The sequence below is a fragment of the Streptomyces sp. NPDC014676 genome (assembly GCF_043084105.1).
Lineage (GTDB): Bacteria > Actinomycetota > Actinomycetes > Streptomycetales > Streptomycetaceae > Streptomyces.
Map to the genome: position 1 here is coordinate 344,108 of NZ_JBIBZI010000004.1, position 17,552 is coordinate 361,659.

The window sequence follows — 17,552 nt, forward strand, 5'->3', positions numbered from 1 at the left end:
ACACGGGCGGGCGGCCGGCCACACCGGCCGCCGCAAAAGTGACGCCCGGCGCGTACAACCCTTACGAGGGGAAGCGTGTCCAACTGGCGTGGCTGAGGTACTCGACTTCACAGCGCCGCGCGGCACGGCCCTACGGCCGCCCCGTCAGGCTCGCCGACCCCGCATGCCCGGCGCGTCCGGCGGCGGCATGCCGGTGATCGCGCCCATGCCCGCAGCGCGCCCCGCCCGCATACCAGGTCAGCGTGACGGCACCGACGACGTCGTGGCGGCCGGCACCACCGTCGACCATCTCACCGAGACCTACCGCGCGCACTACCGCTCGCTGCTGGGTCTCGCGGCACTCCTCCTCGACGACACCGCCTCCTGCGAGGACGTCGTGCAGGAGGCGTTCATCCGGGTCCACTCGGCCCGCAAACGCGTCCGGGACCCGGAGAAGACCCTGGCCTACCTGCGCCAGACGGTCGTCAACCTGTCCCGCTCCGCGCTGCGCCGCCGCATCCTCGGCCTCAAGCTGCTCTCCAAGCCCATGCCCGACATGGCGAGCGCGGAGGAGGGGGCCTACGACCAGCTGGAGCGCGACTCCCTGATCAAGGCGATGAAGGGCCTCCAGCGCCGCCAGCGCGAGGTGCTGGTGCTGCGCTACTTCGCGGACATGACGGAGGCGCAGGTCGCCGAGACCCTCGGCATCTCGCTGGGCTCGGTGAAGGCGTACGGCTCACGCGGTATCGCGGCGCTGCGGCTGGCCATGGAGGCGCCGGCATGAGCGAGGGCAAGGACGCGCGGCACGAGGAGCGCGGGCCGAAGGGCTCGCGTCCGTCCGAGGCCGCGCGGAAGTCCGAGGGCGCGCCCGCGCCCGAGGGCGTACGGGAAACCGGCGAGGGGAACGAGCCGGAGCACACGCACGCTGGGAACGGAACTGTGAACGACGGCCTGGACGAACAGGGCTCCGAGGGGCTCGACGCGGACGAGCTGGCACTGCGCACCCTGATGCGGCAGGCGGTGCGGGAAGTGGAGCCGGGCGACGGCACCCTGGACTATCTGCGCCGGGCCGTCCCCGCCCGCCGGGCCCGCAAGCGCCAGGCCCTCGTCGGCATGGCCGCCGCCGCCCTCTTCCTCGGCACCGCCGTCCCCGCCCTCGTCCACGTCTCCGGAGTCACCGGCTCCGACGCCGACCCCTCCGCCGTCGGCCACGCCGCGCAGGCGCAGGGCGGCACCGGTCAGGGCAAGGACCCGGAGGGCGGGGAGAGCACCGCGGGCGGTGCCTCGGACCAGGTCGAGGGGACCGACAAGGGCGACAAGAAGGAACAGGACGAGGGCGGCACGAGCACCGGCTCCGGCACGGGGGCGACGGAGGGGGCCGACCCCTCGGCCGACGTCGCCGCCGGGGTGCCCGCCTGCACCGCCGCTCAGCTCGGCCCGGCGTCCGCGTCCAGCACCGCCCCCGAGTCCACGGGCGCGGTCTACGGATCCTTCCGGGTCGTCAACGTCTCCACCGCGGCCTGCACCGTCGAGGGCGCCGGGAGCGTGACCCCGACCCCGCAGGGCGCGGCCGACGCCACCAAGGTGAGCTCGGCGCGGCACGTGGCGGGGGACGCGGCGGCCGGACTGCCCGACCCCTCCCTGGAGGTCACGGAACTGGTGCTCAAGCCGGGTGCGGCGTACGAGGTGAAGTTCGCCTGGGTGCCCTCCGAGACCTGCGCGGCTCCGGGCGACAGCACGGGCGGCGGCACCGGCGGACCCTCGCCCGACCCGACGCCGAGCGGCGACCCGACCACGACGACCGGCGCGTCCACGGGCACCGACGGCGGCACGGTCACCCAGCTGGACGGGGAGGACGGCACGGGGGACGGCAGTGTGGCGGTGACGTACACGGCGTCCACGGGCTCGGGCTCGGCCACCACGACGGTGAGCAACGCGTGCGCGGGCACGGTGTACTTCACGGGGCTGCTGTCGGCGGTGTGACAGGGGCGGTGTGACGGGGGCCGCTTCCGGTCCCCCGGTCCCCAGGCCCCGGTCCGTCGCCGGACTCAGACCGCCGACGGACTCGGCCGCCCCGGCTCCCGCTCCCCGTCCTCGTTCCCGTCGTTCCCGTTCCCGTCCCCGTCCGGGACCAGGCCCAGTTCCGCGTCGCGGGCGAACTCCAGCTCGCGGCGGAACAGACGGAACCACATGAAGATCACGAAACCCACGAAGGCGAACCACTCGGCGGTGTAGCCGAGGTTCTGGAACGCCTTCAGGTCGAGGCCGGTGCCGTCCGGCGCGGTCGCCGGCACCGCCTTCATGCCGGAGTCGCCGCGGTTGAGCGTGAGCCAGGCGTCGTACACGTCGTACTCCACGAGGTTCACCAGCGACGCCGAGCTGATCGCCGCCGTCTGCCCCTCGGGCAGGCCGCCGCGGGCGCTGACGCCGTTGCTGCCCGGGGTCTCGGACGCCTGGAGCGCACCGGTGACGGTGACCTCACCGGTGGGTGCCGCGGGCGTCCTCGCCGGGTCGGGGGTGCCGGGCAGCCAGCCCCGGACGACGGGCAGCGCCCGGCCGGTGTCGGTGCGCAGCAGGGTCAGGACGTAGTAGCCGTCCTCGTCGTCCAGCGTGCGGTCGGGCACGAGCAACTGGGTGTCGTACCGGCCGCTCACCGTGGCCTGCTTGCCGGAGGTGGCCTTGGTCACGGGCAGCAGGTCGTCCAGCGGCCTGGCCGCCTCCCGCTTGTCCGTGGCGATGCGCGCCTCGGCTTCGCGGTGGCTGTCCACCCTGTCCTCGAACCGGCCCAGCTGCCAGGACCCCATGAAGACGCAGAAGGGGATGGAGAGCAGCAGGAAGACGTTGATCCCCCACCAGCGGGGCGTCAGCAGAAACCGGTACACGCCTTCAACGGTACGGGTCCACGGGTGGTTCCCGGCCCGCGGGGTCGCCGTGCGGCGGGCGGTCTCCACGAGAGGCCGGTGAAGGATCGGGAGAAGTCGTCCGCAGGCCGGGGACCTCGGCGGCGCGATGTCCTCCCGGACGGGCAGTATGGGGTCATGACTGAGAGCAACGGGTCCGACGCGCCGGACCGGGCGGACCACCAGACCGAGCGAGTGGAACAGGGCGCGGGCATGCCCGACTGGGAGAAGCGCTTCCGGGCGCCCCGGGTGTCCCTGCCCGACTGGGCGGAGGACGCCCCCGACCGCTCCCTGTTCGTGTCGAACGCGACGGGGACGTACGAGCTGTACGCCTGGGACCGGGCGACGGGCGAGCAGCGGCAGGTGACGGACCGGCCCAACGGCACGACGGACGGCGTGCTCTCGCCGGACGGCGAGTGGATCTGGTGGTTCGACGACAAGGACGGCGACGAGTTCGGCGTGTGGCGCCGGCAGCGGTTCTCGGGCGGCGAGGACGAGCTCGCGGCACCGGGCCTCGACCCTTCGTACCCCGCCGGTCTCGCACTGGGCCGGGACGGCCGTACGGCGGTCGTGGGCCGTTCCACGGACGAGGACGGTACGACGATCCACCTGGTCCGCACGGGAGAGGCGCCCGTGGAGATCTACCGGCACCGTGAGTCGGCGGGCGTCGGGGACCTCTCCCACGACGGTTCGCTGATCGCCGTGGAGCACACCGAGCACGGTGACGCGATGCACTCCGCGCTGCGGGTGCTGCGGCCCGACGGCACGACGGTCGCCGAGCTCGACGACACCGAGGGCGGAACCCGGGAGCTGGGCCTGGAGGTGCTGGGCTTCGCGCCGGTGGCGGGTGACACCCGGCTGCTCATCGGTCACCAGCGCCGCGGACGCTGGGAGCCGCTGGTGTGGGACGTGGCGACGGGGGAGGAGACCGACCTCGCGCTGGAGCTGCCCGGTGACGTGAGCGCCGAGTGGTGTCCGGACGGCACGGGGCTGCTCGTCGTGCACGGCTTCGAGGCCCGCGGCGAGCTGTTCCGCTACGACCTGGCCGGGCGCCGGCTGGTGGAGATCCCCACCCCGCGCGGCACGGTCTCGGGTGCGACGGCCCGGCCCGACGGCAGTGTGGAGTACCTGTGGTCGTCGGCGGCCCAGCCGCCGGCGGTGCGGTCCACGGCTGGCGGAGTGGTCCTCGACCCGCCCGGGATGAAGTCGCCCGGGTCGGTCCCGGTGGAGGACGTGTGGGTGGAGGGGCCCGGCGGCCGTATCCACGCCCTCGTCCAGAAGCCGGCCGGCGCGAGCGGCCCGCTCCCCACGGTCTTCGACATCCACGGCGGCCCCACCTGGCACGACAGCGACTCCTTCGCGGCCGGTCCGGCCGCCTGGGTCGACCACGGCTACGCGGTGGTCCGCGTCAACTACCGGGGCTCCACGGGCTACGGCCGCGCCTGGACCGACGCGCTGAAGCACCGGGTGGGCCTGATCGAGCTGGAGGACATCGCGGCGGTGCGGGAGTGGGCGGTCGCCTCCGGCCTCGCCGACCCGGCCCGGCTGATCCTCACCGGCGGCTCCTGGGGCGGCTACCTCACCCTGCTCGGCCTCGGTACGCAGCCCGACGCGTGGGCGCTGGGCATCGCGGCGGTACCGGTCGCCGACTACGTCACGGCGTACCACGACGAGATGGAAGCGCTGAAGGCGATGGACCGCACGCTGCTCGGCGGCACCCCGGAGGAGGTCCCCGACCGCTTCGAGGCGTCCTCGCCCCTCACCTACGTCGACCGGGTCAAGGCCCCGGTCCACATCTCGGCGGGCGTCAACGACCCCCGCTGCCCCATCCGGCAGATCGAGAACTACGTCGAACGCCTGGAGTCCCGCGACGCCGTCCACGAGGTCTACCGCTACGACGCGGGCCACGGCTCCCTGGTGGTCGACGAACGCATCAAACAGGTCCGCCTGGAACTCGCCTTCGCAGCCCGGCACCTGCCCGCGTAACCGCGGGCAGGCCGCCCGGTACACCCCGTAACCGCGGCCGGCCGCCCACCCGTGCCGCAGGGCGGCACGGGTGGGCGCAGCGGCACCTCGCGAACGCGGGTAAGTGGAACCCGCCCCCGCTCAGCGGCAGCGCCGCGCACCTCGCGAACGCGGGCAAGTGAAGCCCACCCCCGCCCAGCGGCACGCGGCACGCGTTACCGCGCGCTCCGCGGCCGCGCCCGCCGCCCCAGCAACTCCGCCAGCCCCCGCCGGGTGGCGGCCAGCACCACCCGGTCCTCCGCACGCAGCACATACGTGTCGGGGAGGTCCCACACCAGCCCGGACCCCGGCACCCCCTCCCCGCCGGAGGCGGACCCCGCCGTGTCCAGCGCCAGCACCCGCCAGGCCCCCGCCCGAAACGCCTCCCCCACCGTCCGCCCCTCCAACTGCGCGTACCCGCCCACGACCACCGCCGCGAACAGCAGCACCCGCCGCTCCACCGGTATCGCCCCCAGGATCTGCCGCCCCATCATCGCCCCGGCGAAGGCCGGCGCCGCCAGATGCGACACGCTCCGGCTCCGCGTCAGCGCCGACGGATGCGCGGTCCGCAACGTCCGGTACACCGCCTTCGCGAAGTCGTCGTCGTACAGCCGCAGCACCGCCCGCAGATCGGGCCGTACGGACCGCGCGTACAGCAGCGCCTCCAGATTCGTCGTATCCGCACTGGTCAGTGCCAGCAACGCGTCCGCACGACGGATCTTCGCGGCCTCCAGCACTCCTTCCTGTGTGACGTCCCCCAGCACCACCGGGACCCGTAGCCGCCGCGCCACGGCCATCCCCCGCGCCTCCGGATCGGCCTCGACGCACACCACCGGGATGTGCAGCTCCCGCAGCCGCGTCAGCACCCTGGTCCCGATCTTGCCCAGCCCGAGCAGCACCACGTGCCCGCCCAGTCCGCGCGGCGGCTTCCGCAGCGCCGACGCCGTGCGGAACGTCCCCAGCGCCTCCAGCACCGCCGCCAGCAGCACCGGCAGCAGCAGCAACCCCACCAGCATGGACAGCAGTTGCAGCACCTGTCGCCCGGTGGACTGGTGGTGTGCGGGCTCGTTGATCGCGAAGAGGTCGAGCAGGGTGACGTACGTGGCGTGCAGCGGATTGTCCTGTGTCACCACCGTCAGCGCGACGGCGAGCGCGACCACCGCCGCCACCAGCCCCGCCAGCGACCACCGCAGTCGCCGCGAGAACAGCGAGGCGAACGGCGGCCCGCCCCGCCCGGCGGACAACGGCGGCCCGGAGTAGGACAGTTGCTCCAGTACCACCGTCCCCCGCCCGGTCGCCGCCGCCACCGCCGCCGCGTCGGGCAGCAGTCGCGGTCCCTGTTCGCCGCTGTCCTCCGAACCCTCGTCCCCGGCCGGGTCGTTGCTGGTCGCGGAGAGCAGCGCGAGGGTGCACAGTCCCGGATCGGCCACCTCGCCCGGCCCCGGAGGGCGGCGTTCCACCGCCCGCAGCAGCAGCCCCTCCGCGTCGACGACCTTGCTGGTGCCGACGAGCGCGGTGGCGACCAGCGCGGGCGCGGCCGTGTCGGCGTCGGACAGCACGGTCGTGGCGATGTCGGCCTCACCGGGACCGCCGGGACCGCCACGTCCCGCCGTACCCCCGTCCCTGCCGTCGCCGCCGCCCGCCAACTCGGCCGCCTGGTCGAGGAGTTCCTCGATGTGCCGGCCCAGGCGCCGGTTGTAGAGCCGCAGGACGAGCCGCAGCCGGGGGTTGAGCCGGCGGGCGGTCAGGGCGGCGCGGATGTTGGTCTCGTCGTCGTCGTACACCAGCGCCAGCGCGGCGGCGCGCTCCACCCCGGCCTCGGCGAGCACGGCCTCGGTCGGCTCGGCGGCCTCCACGACCCGTTCGCCGGGCGCCAGGGTGTCGTCGGACCCGCCGCCGCCCCGGTTGACGGCGGTCACGACCCGGTCGAGCAGGGCGGCGGAGGCCGCGCGGGCCCGTCCCGCCATCGGCGGCCGGCCGCCGCGCCCGGACGGCGGTACGACGAGGGTCACCTGCTCGCGGTACACCTCGCGCAGTTCGGCGGCGAGCCGGTGCGCCAGCCCGTCGTCGCCGCACACCACCATGTGCGCCGACGGGTCGCCGGGCAGGGCCGGGCTGGGAAGGAAGCTCACCACAGGGGAAGAGACTGCCTCATCGTGACGGGTGGTTCCAGGGTGCCTCTGAACGGCCCCGCCCCGCCCTCCGTACCAAGGGGGAGGGACCCGAGCGCGGCCCCGCTCTCCCGCACGCGTCCACCGGAGGTGCACCCGGCCCGTGGCCAGCACGAAACCGCCCCCGCACGGCACCGCCGGACCCCACGGCGGCCGGGAGGAGAAGACGTACGGCGAGGAGGAGACGCACGACGAGGCGTCCCACCACCTCACCTCCCCCCTCCTCCTCACCCTCGTCCTCCTCACGGCCGTGATGTTCCAGGACCCCGTCCGCAGCGCCCTGGCCGCGCCGGTGACGCAGAGCTGGATGACGGTGTTCGTGGCGGTGGTCCTCCAGGCCCTGCCCTTCCTGGTGCTCGGCGTCCTGCTGTCAGCGGCGATCGCGGTGTTCGTCCCGCCGTCGTTCTTCGCCCGCGCCCTGCCCAGGCGCCCCGCGCTGGCCGTACCCGTCGCGGGCGCGGCGGGGGCGGTGCTGCCGGGCTGCGAGTGCGCGTCCGTGCCGGTGGCGGGCGCACTGGTGCGCAGGGGAGTGACGCCGGCGGCCGCCCTGGCGTTCCTGCTCTCCGCCCCCGCGATCAACCCGGTCGTGCTGACGGCGACGGCGGTCGCCTTCCCCGGCGATCCCGAAATGGTGCTCGCCCGTTTCGTCGCGAGCCTGCTGGTGGCGTGCGCGATGGGCTGGCTGTGGCAGCGCCTCGGCCGCACCGACTGGCTGCGCCCGCCCTCCCGCTCGCCGTACGAGGGGCAGGGCAGGGGTGCGGCGTTCTGGGGTTCGGTACGGCACGACGTGACGCACGCGGGCGGCTATCTGGTGGTCGGCGCGATGGCGGCGGCCACGCTGAAGGCGGTGGTCCCGGCGGAGTGGCTGCGCGCGGCGGCCGGCAGCCCGGTGCTGTCGGTGCTGGCCCTGGCCGCCCTGGCGGTGCTGCTGTCGATCTGCTCGGAGGCGGACGCGTTCGTGGCGGCGTCGCTCACCCAGTTCTCGCTGACGGCCCGGCTCGCCTTCCTGGTGGTGGGACCGATGGTCGACCTGAAGCTCTTCGCCCTGCAGGCGGGCACGTTCGGCCGTGCCTTCGCCCTGCGCTTCGCCCCCGCGACCTTCGCCCTGGCGGTGGTCGTCTCGGCCCTGACGGGAGCGGTGCTGCTGTGAAGCCCGCCAAGCCGGACCTGAACCACCAGGCCCAGGCGGCCCTGCTGTTCCTCCTCGGCGCGACCGTGCTGCACGCCGGCCTGACCGACCTGCACCTGCGGTACGTCAAGGCGGGCCTGCGCCCGCTGCTGCTGCTGTCGGGCGCGGTGCTGATCGCGACGGCGGCGGCGACGGCCTGGTACGCATGGCGCCGCGGGCCGCACTCGGCGAAGTCGCACCGGGAACCCCGTATTTCCTGGCTCCTCACCCTCCCCCTCTTCGCCCTGATCCTGGTCGCCCCGCCCGCCCTCGGCTCCTACAGCGCCACCCACACCGGCACGGCCCTGCAGGAACCCCTCGGCTATCCGGAGCTGCCCGAGCGGGGGCCGCTGCGTCTCGGAGTCGGGGAGTACGCGGCCCGCGCGGTCTACGACCACGGCCGTCACCTGCGCGACCGCCCGATCTCCGTCACCGGTTTCGTGGCCCTGGACGGCGCCGGCGCCCCGTACCTGGTCCGCATGGGCCTCAACTGCTGTGCCGCCGACGCCCAGCCGGTCAAGATCGCCCTCACCGGCGAGATCCCCCCGGTCCTGCGGCCGGACACCTGGCTGGAGGTCACCGGCCGCTACACCCCGCGCCGTACGAAGGATCCCGTCAACGACGGCCCGGTCCCGTACTTCGAGGTCACCCGCGCCGAGCCGGTCCCGGTCCCGCAGGACCCGTACGACGAGGCGTGGAGCGGCTAGGACGGCAGCCGGCCGGGACCGCGGCCGGCTAGGACCGGTACGGCTGCTGCGGCGACTGCTGCCCGTGGCCCTGCCCGCCGCCGATCGCCTGCGCCTGGAGCTGCTCGGCCTGCTCCCCGGTCACCTTCTGCTCCGCGCCGCAGAAGGTGCACTGCGTCGTGTACTTCGTCGAGACCGGGAACAGCGGGACGAAGAACAGGGTGAACTTGGTGACCCGCTTCCTGAGCGTGTGCGCGGCGGGGTTCCCGCACTGCGCGCACACCAGCGTCAGTATCGCGAGCTGGTACAGGTACCCCTTGGTGCCAAAAATGATCATGTCGTGGATCCTTCCCGGGCCTCGGTCCCCCGAACCACCACACCAGACGGTGGCCGCGGTCGGCAACGTGACCGGCCACCGCATTGCCGCACCCCGCACAAGCGCACCGGCCCCCGGTACGCCGACGGGATCGTCGTCCGGTTCGTCGAGTGGGCGGCCCCGGCGAGGAGGGGGAGGGCGCGGACGCCTAGGGTGGACGCCGTACACCGGGGCGGTCCGCACTCGTCCGCACCGGCCGGCGCGAGAGGGGATGGTGGAGATCACCGGACAGACCGACGCCGTCCACCGGACCCGCCCCCCCCTGAGCAGGGCGCGGGTGCTGTCCGCCGCCGTCGCCCTGGCCGACGAGGGCGGGGTCGACGCGCTCAGCATGCGGAAGCTGGCGCAGGTGCTCGGCGTCGTGCCCATGGCGCTGTACAAGCACGTGGCCAACAAGAACGAGCTGCTGGACGGCATGATCGACGTCCTCGTCGGTGAGATCGACCCACCGGTCACGGACACCGACTGGAAGACCGCCGTCCGGCTGCGGGTGCTCTCCGCCCGCCGCATGCTGCTGCGTCACCCGTGGGCGTCCGGGGTCATCGAGGCACGGCTGAAGGCGCGGGCCGCGCCGACCCCCGTGGTGATGGCGTACCTGGACTCGATGATCGGGCTCTTCCGGGCCGGGGGCTTCCCGCTCGACCTGGTCCATCACGCGATGCACGTCATGGGCAGCCGGCTGCTGGGCTTCTCCCAGGAGCTGTTCGAGGACGGCGCAGGCCGTGAGCCGGACCCGGACGCGCTGCCGCCCGAGGAGATGGCCGCGCGCTACCCCCACATCACCGCACTGGCCATGGCGGTCACCCACGACGAGGAGTCCGTCGTCGGCCCGGGCTGCGACGACCAGTACGAGTTCGAGTTCGCCCTGGACCTGACGCTGGACGGTCTGGCCCGGCTGCTGCCCTGACATCCTTCCCGGCCCTTGCCAGGTGTACGGCGTACACCCATGATGATGGGTGTACGCCGTACACCTGCGAGGGGGAGATCCGGATGAAGGCGATCGTCCAGGACCGCTTCGGTCCGCCGGACGTCCTGGAAGTGGCGGACGTCGACCGTCCCGAGCCGGGGGCCGGACAGGTACTGGTGCGGGTGCGCGCCGCCGCGCTCAACCCGTACGACTGGCACATGCTGCGCGGCGACCCGTACGCGGCCCGGCTGACCGGGGACGTGGGGCTGACCCGCCCGAAGTCGCGCGTGGCCGGGATCGACGCGGCCGGACGCGTCGAGGCGGTCGGCGCCGGCGTGCGGGGGCTGCGGCCCGGCGACGAGGTGCTGGGCTTCTGCCCGGGCGCCTTCGCCGAGTACGCGTGCACCACCGAGGACCTCCTGGTCCCCAAACCCGCGGACCTGACCTTCGAACAGGCCGCGGCCGTCCCGATGGGGGCGGTGACGGCCCTGCGCGGCATCCGGACCGTGGGGCGGGTGCGGGCGGGGCGGCGGGTGCTGGTCAACGGGGCCGGCGGCGGCGTGGGCACGTTCGCCGTGCAGATCGCCGCGTCCCTCGGCGCCGAGGTCACCGGCGTGTGCAGCGCCCGCAACACCGACCTGGTGCGCTCACTGGGCGCCGGGCACGTCATCGACTACGCGCGCGAGGACTTCACCGACGGCCGCGCACGCTACGACGTCATCCTGGACAACGTGGGCAACCACCCGCTGGGCCGGCTGCGCCGGGCGCTCACCCCGACGGGAACCCTGGTGGGCAACGGCGGCGGCTCGCCCGGCCGTGTGTTCGGCGCGATGGGGGCCATGCTGAAACTTCTCGCGGTCGACAGGGTCGTCCGGCAGCGGCTCCGGGTGATCCTCCCGGCGGCCCCGGCCGGCCCCGTCCACGAGGACCTGCTCGCCGTCACCGCGCTCATCGGGTCCGGCCGCCTCACGCCGGTGGTCGACCGGACGTACCCGCTGGCCGAAGCGGCCGAGGGGATGCGCCATGTGGAAGGGGGACACGCCCGCGGCAAGGCCGTACTCACCGTGGAGCGGTGAGCCGTTCCGGGGCCCGGCGCGTTCCGTCAGCCGCCCTGCGCGCCCCCCGGACAGGTCTCCACCGCCACGACCGCCGTCGCATCGACGAGGGACACCTTCACCTCGCCGGTGTCCGTCTTCAGCAGCACCGTGCCGTGCTCGGTGCGCCGGGGCTCGCCGCACTCCGTGCCCGACGGGGTCCTCACCAGCAGCCGCGGTCCGTCCTTCCCCGGCCCGTACCAGGTGAAGGCGACGCCCGCCACCAGCAGCGCGCCGCACGCCATGGTGAGGACCACGCCCCGGCGCATCGCCCGCAGGGCGCGGCCGGCCTCCACATGGTCCCCGGTGTACCGCGCCGCCGGATCGGAGTCCGGCTCCGGAACCAGCGGGGTCGCCACCGGTGTGCCGTGCGCGGCGCGCAGCAGGTGCAGCGCACCCACGGCGCCGCACACCAGGGACAGCAGGAGCATGCCGCCCACCAGCGCGTCGTAGGGGGAGGCGAGCTTGGTGACATCGGTACGGCCCTTGACCAGGCCGAAGCCGAGCAGGCCGACGAACAGCCCGGCCAGGCCGTTGCGCCAGGCCAGTGCGGCCTCCCGGACCTTCGGCAGCTCTTCGGCCAGCGCCTGCCGCATCCGGTGGGCCGCCGCGCGGTCCGCGGCGATGGCGGGACGGCCGGGAGTGAGCCGCGGGCCGGTCGTCACAGGTGCTCCATCCGCACGTTCCAGTAGGCCCCGCAGCCCTCCTCGCCGGCCGGACGTCCCTCGTGCTCGACGGCGCAGGTGCACATCACCGGGATCTCCCGCACCCGCGGACCCCGCCGGGGGCCGCGGAACGCCCGGGGCCGGTACGTGAAGGTGAAGGAGCAGCCGCAGCGGGGGCAACTCCCGCTGAGAACCGTCGTGTCGTCGTCCACGGACAGCGCCCGCGCCTCCCGCGTGAAGTCGCGCGCGTAGCCGTCGGCGGTCGTCTCCCGGTACGGCACGGGGGGTTCCGCCGTCGAGTGGTCGGTGTCGGTACTGGTCGGGACGCTCTCCCCCGGCATGCCGGCCTCCTTGTGCGGGTGTGCGCGGACGGGCCCAGCATGCCCTGTTCGTCCCTGTCCGGCCGCACGGTTCCGGATGTCGCGCGGCCGGCACCCGGAACACGACCGGACGGTGACCCACCCGTACCTCAAAAAGGGCGGGTCCGGGCGGAGTTCGGGCGGAAACCGGTTGTGCGGGTGGCGGTGCGGCCGGTCCGCCACCGCGGGGGACGGGCAGCGGGCATGATGGCACCGGGAGGAACGGAACATGAGTGACGCCGCCACCGAACCGCTGCACGTCCGGGCCGAAGCGGTCCTGTCCCGCACCGAGGACTGCCGGGTGCCCGAGCGGCCCGAGGCGTACGAGGGCCTTCGCGGAGCCGCGCTCGACGAGGAGATCGAGGCGGCCGGCGCCCTCCTGGCCGAGGGCGCGGCACCGGACGCGACGGACGGGGACCCCGCCGTGGCCGTGGCCCGGCTGGAGGCCCGGCTGGGTTCACTGCTCGCCGTCAGGTCCGTGCTCGGCGGGGCCGAGGAGGACCGCGTCAGGGCGCAGGACCTGCTGGCGGCGGCCCGGCGGAACGACCTGCTGACGGAGCGGGAGCGGGTGAGGGCGCGCAAGGATCTGATCCTGCTGCTCGTCCGCCGGTTGGGCAAGGTGGCGGCGATGCACTCCGGCCCCCTGGACGAGGCGTCCTTCACCGACATGATGTGGGTGGGCAGGCCGGGGAGCCATGGCGGCCCCGGGTACGTCGAGGACCTCCAACTGCTCTACCGGCTGGCGTCCGAGTCCGGCCTCGCCGGGAAGCTCCCGGCCCCCGCACGAGCACTCATGGACACCCTCTCCCGGCTCACGACGCTCCGGATGGACGACCGGCAGGCGGTGTCCGAGTTCGCGGAGGAGCTGCGGACGAGCTCCGCCCATCTTCCTCCGCAGCTCCGCCATGTCATGGAGACCGCCGCGTCGTTGCTGCGCCCCGGCACGGCCTCCCGCTCCCTCGACCGGCCGGCGGACCGGTCCGGCCCGCAGGAGGAGCAGCAGGAGGAGGACGACGCCCTCGTACCGGAGTTCCTGGCCCTGCTGGAGGCGACGTCGCCCCAGGCCGTGCGGGGCGAGGAGGTCTCCGGACTCGTCCGCCGGCTGACCCGGCCCGGTTCCTCGCTGTCGTCCCGCATGGTCGCCGTGATGCTGCGGATCTCGCTCGGTATGCGCACCGCGGACCGCGGACACCTGCACAGCGCGCTGGAACAGCTCCAGGATGCCGCGCGGGCCGGCGAGTTCGCCACCGAGGAGCAGGCCGAGTGGCTCCATGTCACGGTGTCGATGCTGCTGGTGCTCGCGGGCGAGACGGGCGGCAGCCTGCTGGACACGGAGGCGGCGCAGGAACTGCTGGCGAGCCTCCCCCCGCTGCCGGCCGGCGGGGCCGGCAGCGGGATGCGCGCGCTCGCCGACTGCATGCGGGTCCAGTTGCGGCTCACGGAACTGCGGGAGACGCGCGATCTCGCCGCCACGGACCTGCTCATCGACGAACTCCACGACCTCGACACCACGGCGCTGACCGCCGAGGGTCTGCTGGGGGTCCTGGAGTACACGCTGGGCTACGCCTATCTGTCCCGCGCCCAGATGTCCCGCTCCCGCGCGGACACGCACCAGGCGGTCATCCACATGGAGAACGCCCAGGAGAGTTTCGGCGGGAGTGCTCACCTGCGGACGCTGACCGATCTGGGCGCGGCTCCCCTGTCCTCCCTGTCCGCCCTGCTCGGGTCGGGCCCGGACCACATCAGGGAAGGCATCCGGCGCACCCGTACGGCGCTGGGGAAACCGGGCCTCACCTTCGACTCGGAGGTCAAGACCCGCGTCTCCCTGGCCATCGGGCTGGACACCCTCTACCTGCGCACCGGTGAACCGGACGCCCTGGACGAATGCGTCGCCGAACTGGAGACGGCCTGCCGGCTCCTGCCGCCCGAGGGCGCCCCGGACGCGCAGAGCGCGTACTGGCAGCTCGCCTCCGCGCTGGCCGGCCGGGCGACCGCCCGCGCCGGCACGCCGCAGGCAGCGGAGGATCTCCAGGCCGCCGTGTCCGCCGCCCGCCGGTCGTTGCGGGCCGCCGCGGACGAGGTCCTGCTCCAGCTCGGCGTACGCCACGGCCTGCGTGCCGCCCGGCGAGGCGCGGACCACGGCTGCACCGCCGCCTCCTGGGCCCTGGCCGCCGGACGGGTGGACGAGGCGGTCGACTGCCTGGAGGCGGGGCGCTCCCTGGTTCTCGCGGCGGCGGCCGAGTCCAGAAGCGTCGCCGACCGGCTCGAAGCCCTGGGCGCCGCGGAACTCGCGATCCGCTGGCGCGAGGCGGCTGTGCCCGCGGCGCCCGGTGCGGGGGGCGCGGCGTCCGACGGTGCGGGTGGGGCGGCGTCCGACGGTGCGGGAGGCGCGGGGGACGCGGCCGGAGTCGTGGGGCGGGCCGTGTTCGCGGCGGCCGGGGGCGGTCCCGGGCTTCCCGGTGATGTGCGGCGGCAGGCTCTCGACCTGTTGCGTTCGGAGCAGCGGGAGACCGAGGACATGACGCCCGCCGACCGGGTGGCCGCGCTGCGGGACGGGCTGGCCCGGGCGGACGTGGACGCTCTCGTCCAGCTGCTGCCCGGCGGCGGCACGGACGACGGCGCGGTCCTCCTGATCACACCCGCGGGCCCCGCCCGCTCCGTGCCGCTGCCCGCGCTCTCCGCCGAGGGACGCGCGCCGCTGACCGCCTTTCTGGACGCGGACGCGGAACGCAAACGGGTGGACGCCGACACCGGTGCCTCCCCGCAGGAGGTCCGGCGGGCCGGGACACGGTGGCGGGAGGCGCTCGACGAGGTGTGCGTATGGGCGGGGGAGGTGCTGACGCCCGTACTGGACACGCTGGGCGTGTGGCCGCGGGCCCTCGCCGAGGCGGGGCTGGCCGCCGCTCCGGCGGGCGGCGGTCCGGCCGCGCGGGCGGTGCGGCTGGTCCTGGTGCCGTGCGGCACCCTCGGTGTGGTGCCCTGGCCCGCGGCGGTGCTGCGTCCCCCGGCGGAGCTCGGCGGACCCGGGCAGGTGCGGGCCTTCGAGGTTTCGGTGATCTCGCACGCCGCCTCGGGGCAGGAGTTCCTGCGGGCGTCGGCCCGGACCCGGATGCCCCCCGGCGGACGCCCCGCGCTGGCCTTCCACGGGGACGACCGGCTGGCCTGGGCGGAGGAGGAGATCGAGCTCCTGCACGAGGTCTACTACCCGCACGCCGAGGTGTACCGGGACCCGGACGCGCCCGCCACCCCGAAGACCGTACTGTCCCTGCTCGGGGGACGCGCCGAGTCCGCCGCCTCCCTGGTCCACCTCTCCTGCCACGGCATCGCGGGCCCCGATCCCACGACCTCCGCCCTCCGGCTGGCGCCCTCCCGGCCGGGCGGCCCGGCTCCGGACCGCGACGCCTACGAGCCGCTCACCCTCGCCACCCTCCTGGAAACCCCGCACGACGGTGAGGCCTACCGGTCGCGGGGGCCGCTGGTGGTGTGCGGCGCCTGCGAGACGGACCTCACCACCCGCGACCACGACGAGGCACTGACCGTGACGTCCGTGCTGGTGCACCGGCTCGCGGCCGACGCCGTCGGAACGCGCTGGGGCGTGGACGACGACGAGTCCGAGATCCTGATGCTGGTCCTGCACGACCGGCTCGCCGCCGGAGCGGCGCCGCCGGACGCGCTGCGGGCGGCCCAGCGCTGGATGCTCACCGACCCCGGTGAACGGCCACCGGTGCGGGCGCTGGAACGGGTCCGGACCCGCCGCTGGAACAGGGACTTCCGCGACGCCGACGTCTGGGCGGCGTTCGTCCATCACGGCAACCCCTCGGGAGGTACCCCGCAGTGACCCCGGAAGACCTGCTGGCGCTCCTGGTGACGCACCAGGAGTCGCTGGCCGCCGATCTGCACGACGAGGAGGACCGGGCGGAGGTGGCCGCCGCGCTGCGCGAGACGCGCGAGGCGGTGACGGCCGGCCGGTCCGCTTCCCCGGCCCTGCGGCGGCTGCGCCGGGCGCTCTCCGCGCTGCCCCCGGAGCACCCGGTGTCCGCCGCGCTGGGGAGCCGCCGGTACGCGGCCGACGGCACGGAGGGCCGGGCGCTGCCGTCCGCCGACGCGATCGGTACGGTGCTGAACCTGCTGGAGGCGCGGGACGCGACGGCCGCTTCGGACCCCGGTCCGCGGACGGGCGCCGAACCGGCGCCGGAGCCGGAGGAGTTGCTGGCGGCGGCCCGGGAACGGCTGCTCGCCGCGCCCGCGCTGACCGAACGGGAGCACGCCGAACTCCTCTCCTCGCACGAGGACCGGCCGGAACTGATCCGGCTCGTGGACCCCCGGCCCGGAGGCTCCGGGGCGCGCTGCCCGCGCTTCCAGTTCCGGCCCGGCACACTGCAGCCGCTGCCCGTCGTACTGCGCATCAACGGCCTGCTCCGCGCCGACCTGGACCCGTGGGGCGCGGCCGACTGGTGGCTGGGCGGGAACGGCTGGCTGCACGGCGTTCCCGCGGACCTCCTGGGCACGCTGCCCGACGAGGAACTGGAAGGGGCCGCGCTCGAACTGGTGGAGGCGGACTGATGGCGCTGCAGGCCCCGCCCGAGGGCGTCGCCATGGACCCCGTACTCACCGTGCTCCCGGCCGGCAGCCTCATCTGGCGCTGCCACAGCGGGCGTTACGGCGCGGCGGAGTTCAACCCCCGCCCGGCGCACGAGTTCTTCAAGGGGAACCGCTTCGACGCCACCGAGCGCGACCCCTACCCCTATCTGTACGCCGCGCTGGATCCGGTGGCCGCGCTGGCCGAGGTCTTCCTGCGGTCCGTGGAGTTCGACCGCGGTTCAGGGGTCCGGCTGATCCCCTGGGCGCAGGCCTCCCGGTACCGGCTCTCCGCGCTGCGCACCACCGAGGACATCACGCTCGTCGACCTGACCACGGCCGAGGGACTGGCGTCGGTGTGGCAGGACGAGTGGCTGGTCGACTGCGAGGAACGCGAGTACGACAAGACGCGGTACTGGGTGCAGGTGGTGCGGCAGCACTGCGCCGCCGCACAGGGGCTGCGGTGGACGTCCAAGAGGTGCCGGCCCCGTGCCGCCGTGCAGTTCTTCGGGGACCGGGGAGTGCCGTGTGCGGCGGACCGGACGCCGGAGGAGAGCTGGCGGCTGGACTCCCCGGAAGGACTGGAGCGGGTCAACCGGCTGCTGAGCCCCTTGCGTTCGGTGATCCCCGCTCCGCTGAGCTGACCCGCGGCACGGCTGAAGCCC

Annotated in this window: 15 protein-coding genes; 10 read left to right on the forward strand and 5 right to left on the reverse strand. The window is 74.6% G+C overall.

The window, feature by feature from the left end; translation table 11 throughout:
- Nucleotides 1-187: 187 nt before the first annotated feature.
- Together ACF1DX_RS14250 and ACF1DX_RS14255 are read left to right on the forward strand one after the other, a co-directional pair.
- Nucleotides 188-763 (forward strand): SigE family RNA polymerase sigma factor, encoded by a 576-nt coding sequence (locus tag ACF1DX_RS14250; RefSeq protein ID WP_030863114.1) that lies wholly within the window; start codon nucleotides 188-190, stop codon nucleotides 761-763.
- Nucleotides 760-1,962, forward strand: coding sequence for a hypothetical protein (locus ACF1DX_RS14255; RefSeq protein WP_391791459.1), 1,203 nt, complete (start codon nucleotides 760-762; stop codon nucleotides 1,960-1,962). The genes ACF1DX_RS14250 and ACF1DX_RS14255 overlap by 4 nt, the downstream gene beginning before the upstream one ends.
- 65 nt (nucleotides 1,963-2,027) lie before the next feature.
- Here the strand turns inward: ACF1DX_RS14255 and ACF1DX_RS14260 are convergent, their stop codons facing one another.
- Nucleotides 2,028-2,861: an SURF1 family protein gene (locus tag ACF1DX_RS14260; protein WP_391791460.1), complete on the reverse strand. Its 834-nt coding sequence runs from the start codon at nucleotides 2,859-2,861 to the stop codon at nucleotides 2,028-2,030.
- A gap of 156 nt (nucleotides 2,862-3,017) precedes the next feature.
- Between ACF1DX_RS14260 and ACF1DX_RS14265 the strand changes: the two genes are divergently transcribed.
- Nucleotides 3,018-4,865, forward strand: coding sequence for a prolyl oligopeptidase family serine peptidase (locus ACF1DX_RS14265; protein WP_391791461.1), 1,848 nt, complete (start codon nucleotides 3,018-3,020; stop codon nucleotides 4,863-4,865).
- A 194-nt stretch (nucleotides 4,866-5,059) separates the two neighbouring features.
- Here the strand turns inward: ACF1DX_RS14265 and ACF1DX_RS14270 are convergent, their stop codons facing one another.
- Complete coding sequence (locus tag ACF1DX_RS14270) at nucleotides 5,060-6,967, reverse strand: NAD-binding protein (protein ID WP_391791664.1); 1,908 nt, start codon at nucleotides 6,965-6,967, stop codon at nucleotides 5,060-5,062.
- Between the two features lie 190 nt (nucleotides 6,968-7,157).
- On the opposite strand from ACF1DX_RS14270, the gene ACF1DX_RS14275 reads away from it, so the two are divergent.
- Both ACF1DX_RS14275 and ACF1DX_RS14280 read left to right on the forward strand, forming a co-directional pair.
- Nucleotides 7,158-8,204: a permease gene (locus tag ACF1DX_RS14275; RefSeq protein WP_391791462.1), complete on the forward strand. Its 1,047-nt coding sequence runs from the start codon at nucleotides 7,158-7,160 to the stop codon at nucleotides 8,202-8,204.
- 17 nt (nucleotides 8,205-8,221) lie between these two features.
- Nucleotides 8,222-8,929, forward strand: a complete 708-nt coding sequence (locus ACF1DX_RS14280) for a TIGR03943 family putative permease subunit (protein ID WP_391791665.1) — start codon at nucleotides 8,222-8,224, stop codon at nucleotides 8,927-8,929.
- Nucleotides 8,930-8,957: 28 nt separating this feature from the next.
- Here ACF1DX_RS14280 and ACF1DX_RS14285 read toward each other — a convergent pair whose 3' ends face one another.
- Nucleotides 8,958-9,245: a zinc-ribbon domain-containing protein gene (locus ACF1DX_RS14285; protein WP_391791463.1), complete on the reverse strand. Its 288-nt coding sequence runs from the start codon at nucleotides 9,243-9,245 to the stop codon at nucleotides 8,958-8,960.
- A 250-nt stretch (nucleotides 9,246-9,495) separates the two neighbouring features.
- On the opposite strand from ACF1DX_RS14285, the gene ACF1DX_RS14290 reads away from it, so the two are divergent.
- The gene (locus ACF1DX_RS14290; protein WP_391791464.1) at nucleotides 9,496-10,191 is read left to right on the forward strand and encodes a TetR/AcrR family transcriptional regulator; all 696 of its coding nucleotides are present in this window, start codon (nucleotides 9,496-9,498) and stop codon (nucleotides 10,189-10,191) included.
- An 83-nt stretch (nucleotides 10,192-10,274) separates the two neighbouring features.
- On the forward strand, nucleotides 10,275-11,267 hold the full coding sequence (locus ACF1DX_RS14295) for an NAD(P)-dependent alcohol dehydrogenase (RefSeq protein ID WP_391791465.1): 993 nt from the start codon (nucleotides 10,275-10,277) through the stop codon (nucleotides 11,265-11,267).
- A 26-nt stretch (nucleotides 11,268-11,293) separates the two neighbouring features.
- Here ACF1DX_RS14295 and ACF1DX_RS14300 read toward each other — a convergent pair whose 3' ends face one another.
- Complete coding sequence (locus ACF1DX_RS14300) at nucleotides 11,294-11,950, reverse strand: hypothetical protein (RefSeq protein ID WP_391791466.1); 657 nt, start codon at nucleotides 11,948-11,950, stop codon at nucleotides 11,294-11,296.
- Nucleotides 11,947-12,291, reverse strand: coding sequence for a hypothetical protein (locus ACF1DX_RS14305; RefSeq protein WP_391791467.1), 345 nt, complete (start codon nucleotides 12,289-12,291; stop codon nucleotides 11,947-11,949). The genes ACF1DX_RS14300 and ACF1DX_RS14305 overlap by 4 nt, the downstream gene beginning before the upstream one ends.
- Before the next feature lie 247 nt (nucleotides 12,292-12,538).
- Between ACF1DX_RS14305 and ACF1DX_RS14310 the strand changes: the two genes are divergently transcribed.
- Genes ACF1DX_RS14310 through ACF1DX_RS14320 form a run of 3 tightly spaced genes read left to right on the forward strand, consistent with a single transcriptional unit; the run spans nucleotide 12,539 to nucleotide 17,531 of the window.
- Nucleotides 12,539-16,147: a CHAT domain-containing protein gene (locus tag ACF1DX_RS14310; RefSeq protein ID WP_391791468.1), complete on the forward strand. Its 3,609-nt coding sequence runs from the start codon at nucleotides 12,539-12,541 to the stop codon at nucleotides 16,145-16,147.
- Nucleotides 16,144-16,872 carry a hypothetical protein gene (locus ACF1DX_RS14315; protein WP_391791469.1) on the forward strand — a complete coding sequence of 243 codons (729 nt, stop codon included), beginning with the start codon at nucleotides 16,144-16,146 and terminating at the stop codon, nucleotides 16,870-16,872. The genes ACF1DX_RS14310 and ACF1DX_RS14315 overlap by 4 nt, the downstream gene beginning before the upstream one ends.
- Entirely contained in the window at nucleotides 16,872-17,531 is a 660-nt protein-coding gene (locus ACF1DX_RS14320) for an RES family NAD+ phosphorylase (RefSeq protein WP_391791470.1), read from the forward strand. The genes ACF1DX_RS14315 and ACF1DX_RS14320 overlap by 1 nt, the downstream gene beginning before the upstream one ends.
- Nucleotides 17,532-17,552 lie beyond the last annotated feature (21 nt).

Bases quoted from the DNA above. Each gene is read 5' to 3' on its own strand.
- ACF1DX_RS14250 (WP_030863114.1), top strand. From the start codon at position 188: ATGCCGGTGATCGCGCCCATGCCCGCAGCGCGCCCCGCCCGCATACCA.
- ACF1DX_RS14255 (WP_391791459.1), top strand. From the start codon at position 760: ATGAGCGAGGGCAAGGACGCGCGGCACGAGGAGCGCGGGCCGAAGGGC.
- ACF1DX_RS14265 (WP_391791461.1), top strand. From the start codon at position 3,018: ATGACTGAGAGCAACGGGTCCGACGCGCCGGACCGGGCGGACCACCAG.
- ACF1DX_RS14270 (WP_391791664.1), bottom strand. From the start codon at position 6,967: ATGGTGGTGTGCGGCGACGACGGGCTGGCGCACCGGCTCGCCGCCGAA.
- ACF1DX_RS14285 (WP_391791463.1), bottom strand. From the start codon at position 9,245: ATGATCATTTTTGGCACCAAGGGGTACCTGTACCAGCTCGCGATACTG.
- ACF1DX_RS14290 (WP_391791464.1), top strand. From the start codon at position 9,496: ATGGTGGAGATCACCGGACAGACCGACGCCGTCCACCGGACCCGCCCC.
- ACF1DX_RS14295 (WP_391791465.1), top strand. From the start codon at position 10,275: ATGAAGGCGATCGTCCAGGACCGCTTCGGTCCGCCGGACGTCCTGGAA.
- ACF1DX_RS14305 (WP_391791467.1), bottom strand. From the start codon at position 12,291: ATGCCGGGGGAGAGCGTCCCGACCAGTACCGACACCGACCACTCGACG.
- ACF1DX_RS14310 (WP_391791468.1), top strand. From the start codon at position 12,539: ATGAGTGACGCCGCCACCGAACCGCTGCACGTCCGGGCCGAAGCGGTC.
- ACF1DX_RS14320 (WP_391791470.1), top strand. From the start codon at position 16,872: ATGGCGCTGCAGGCCCCGCCCGAGGGCGTCGCCATGGACCCCGTACTC.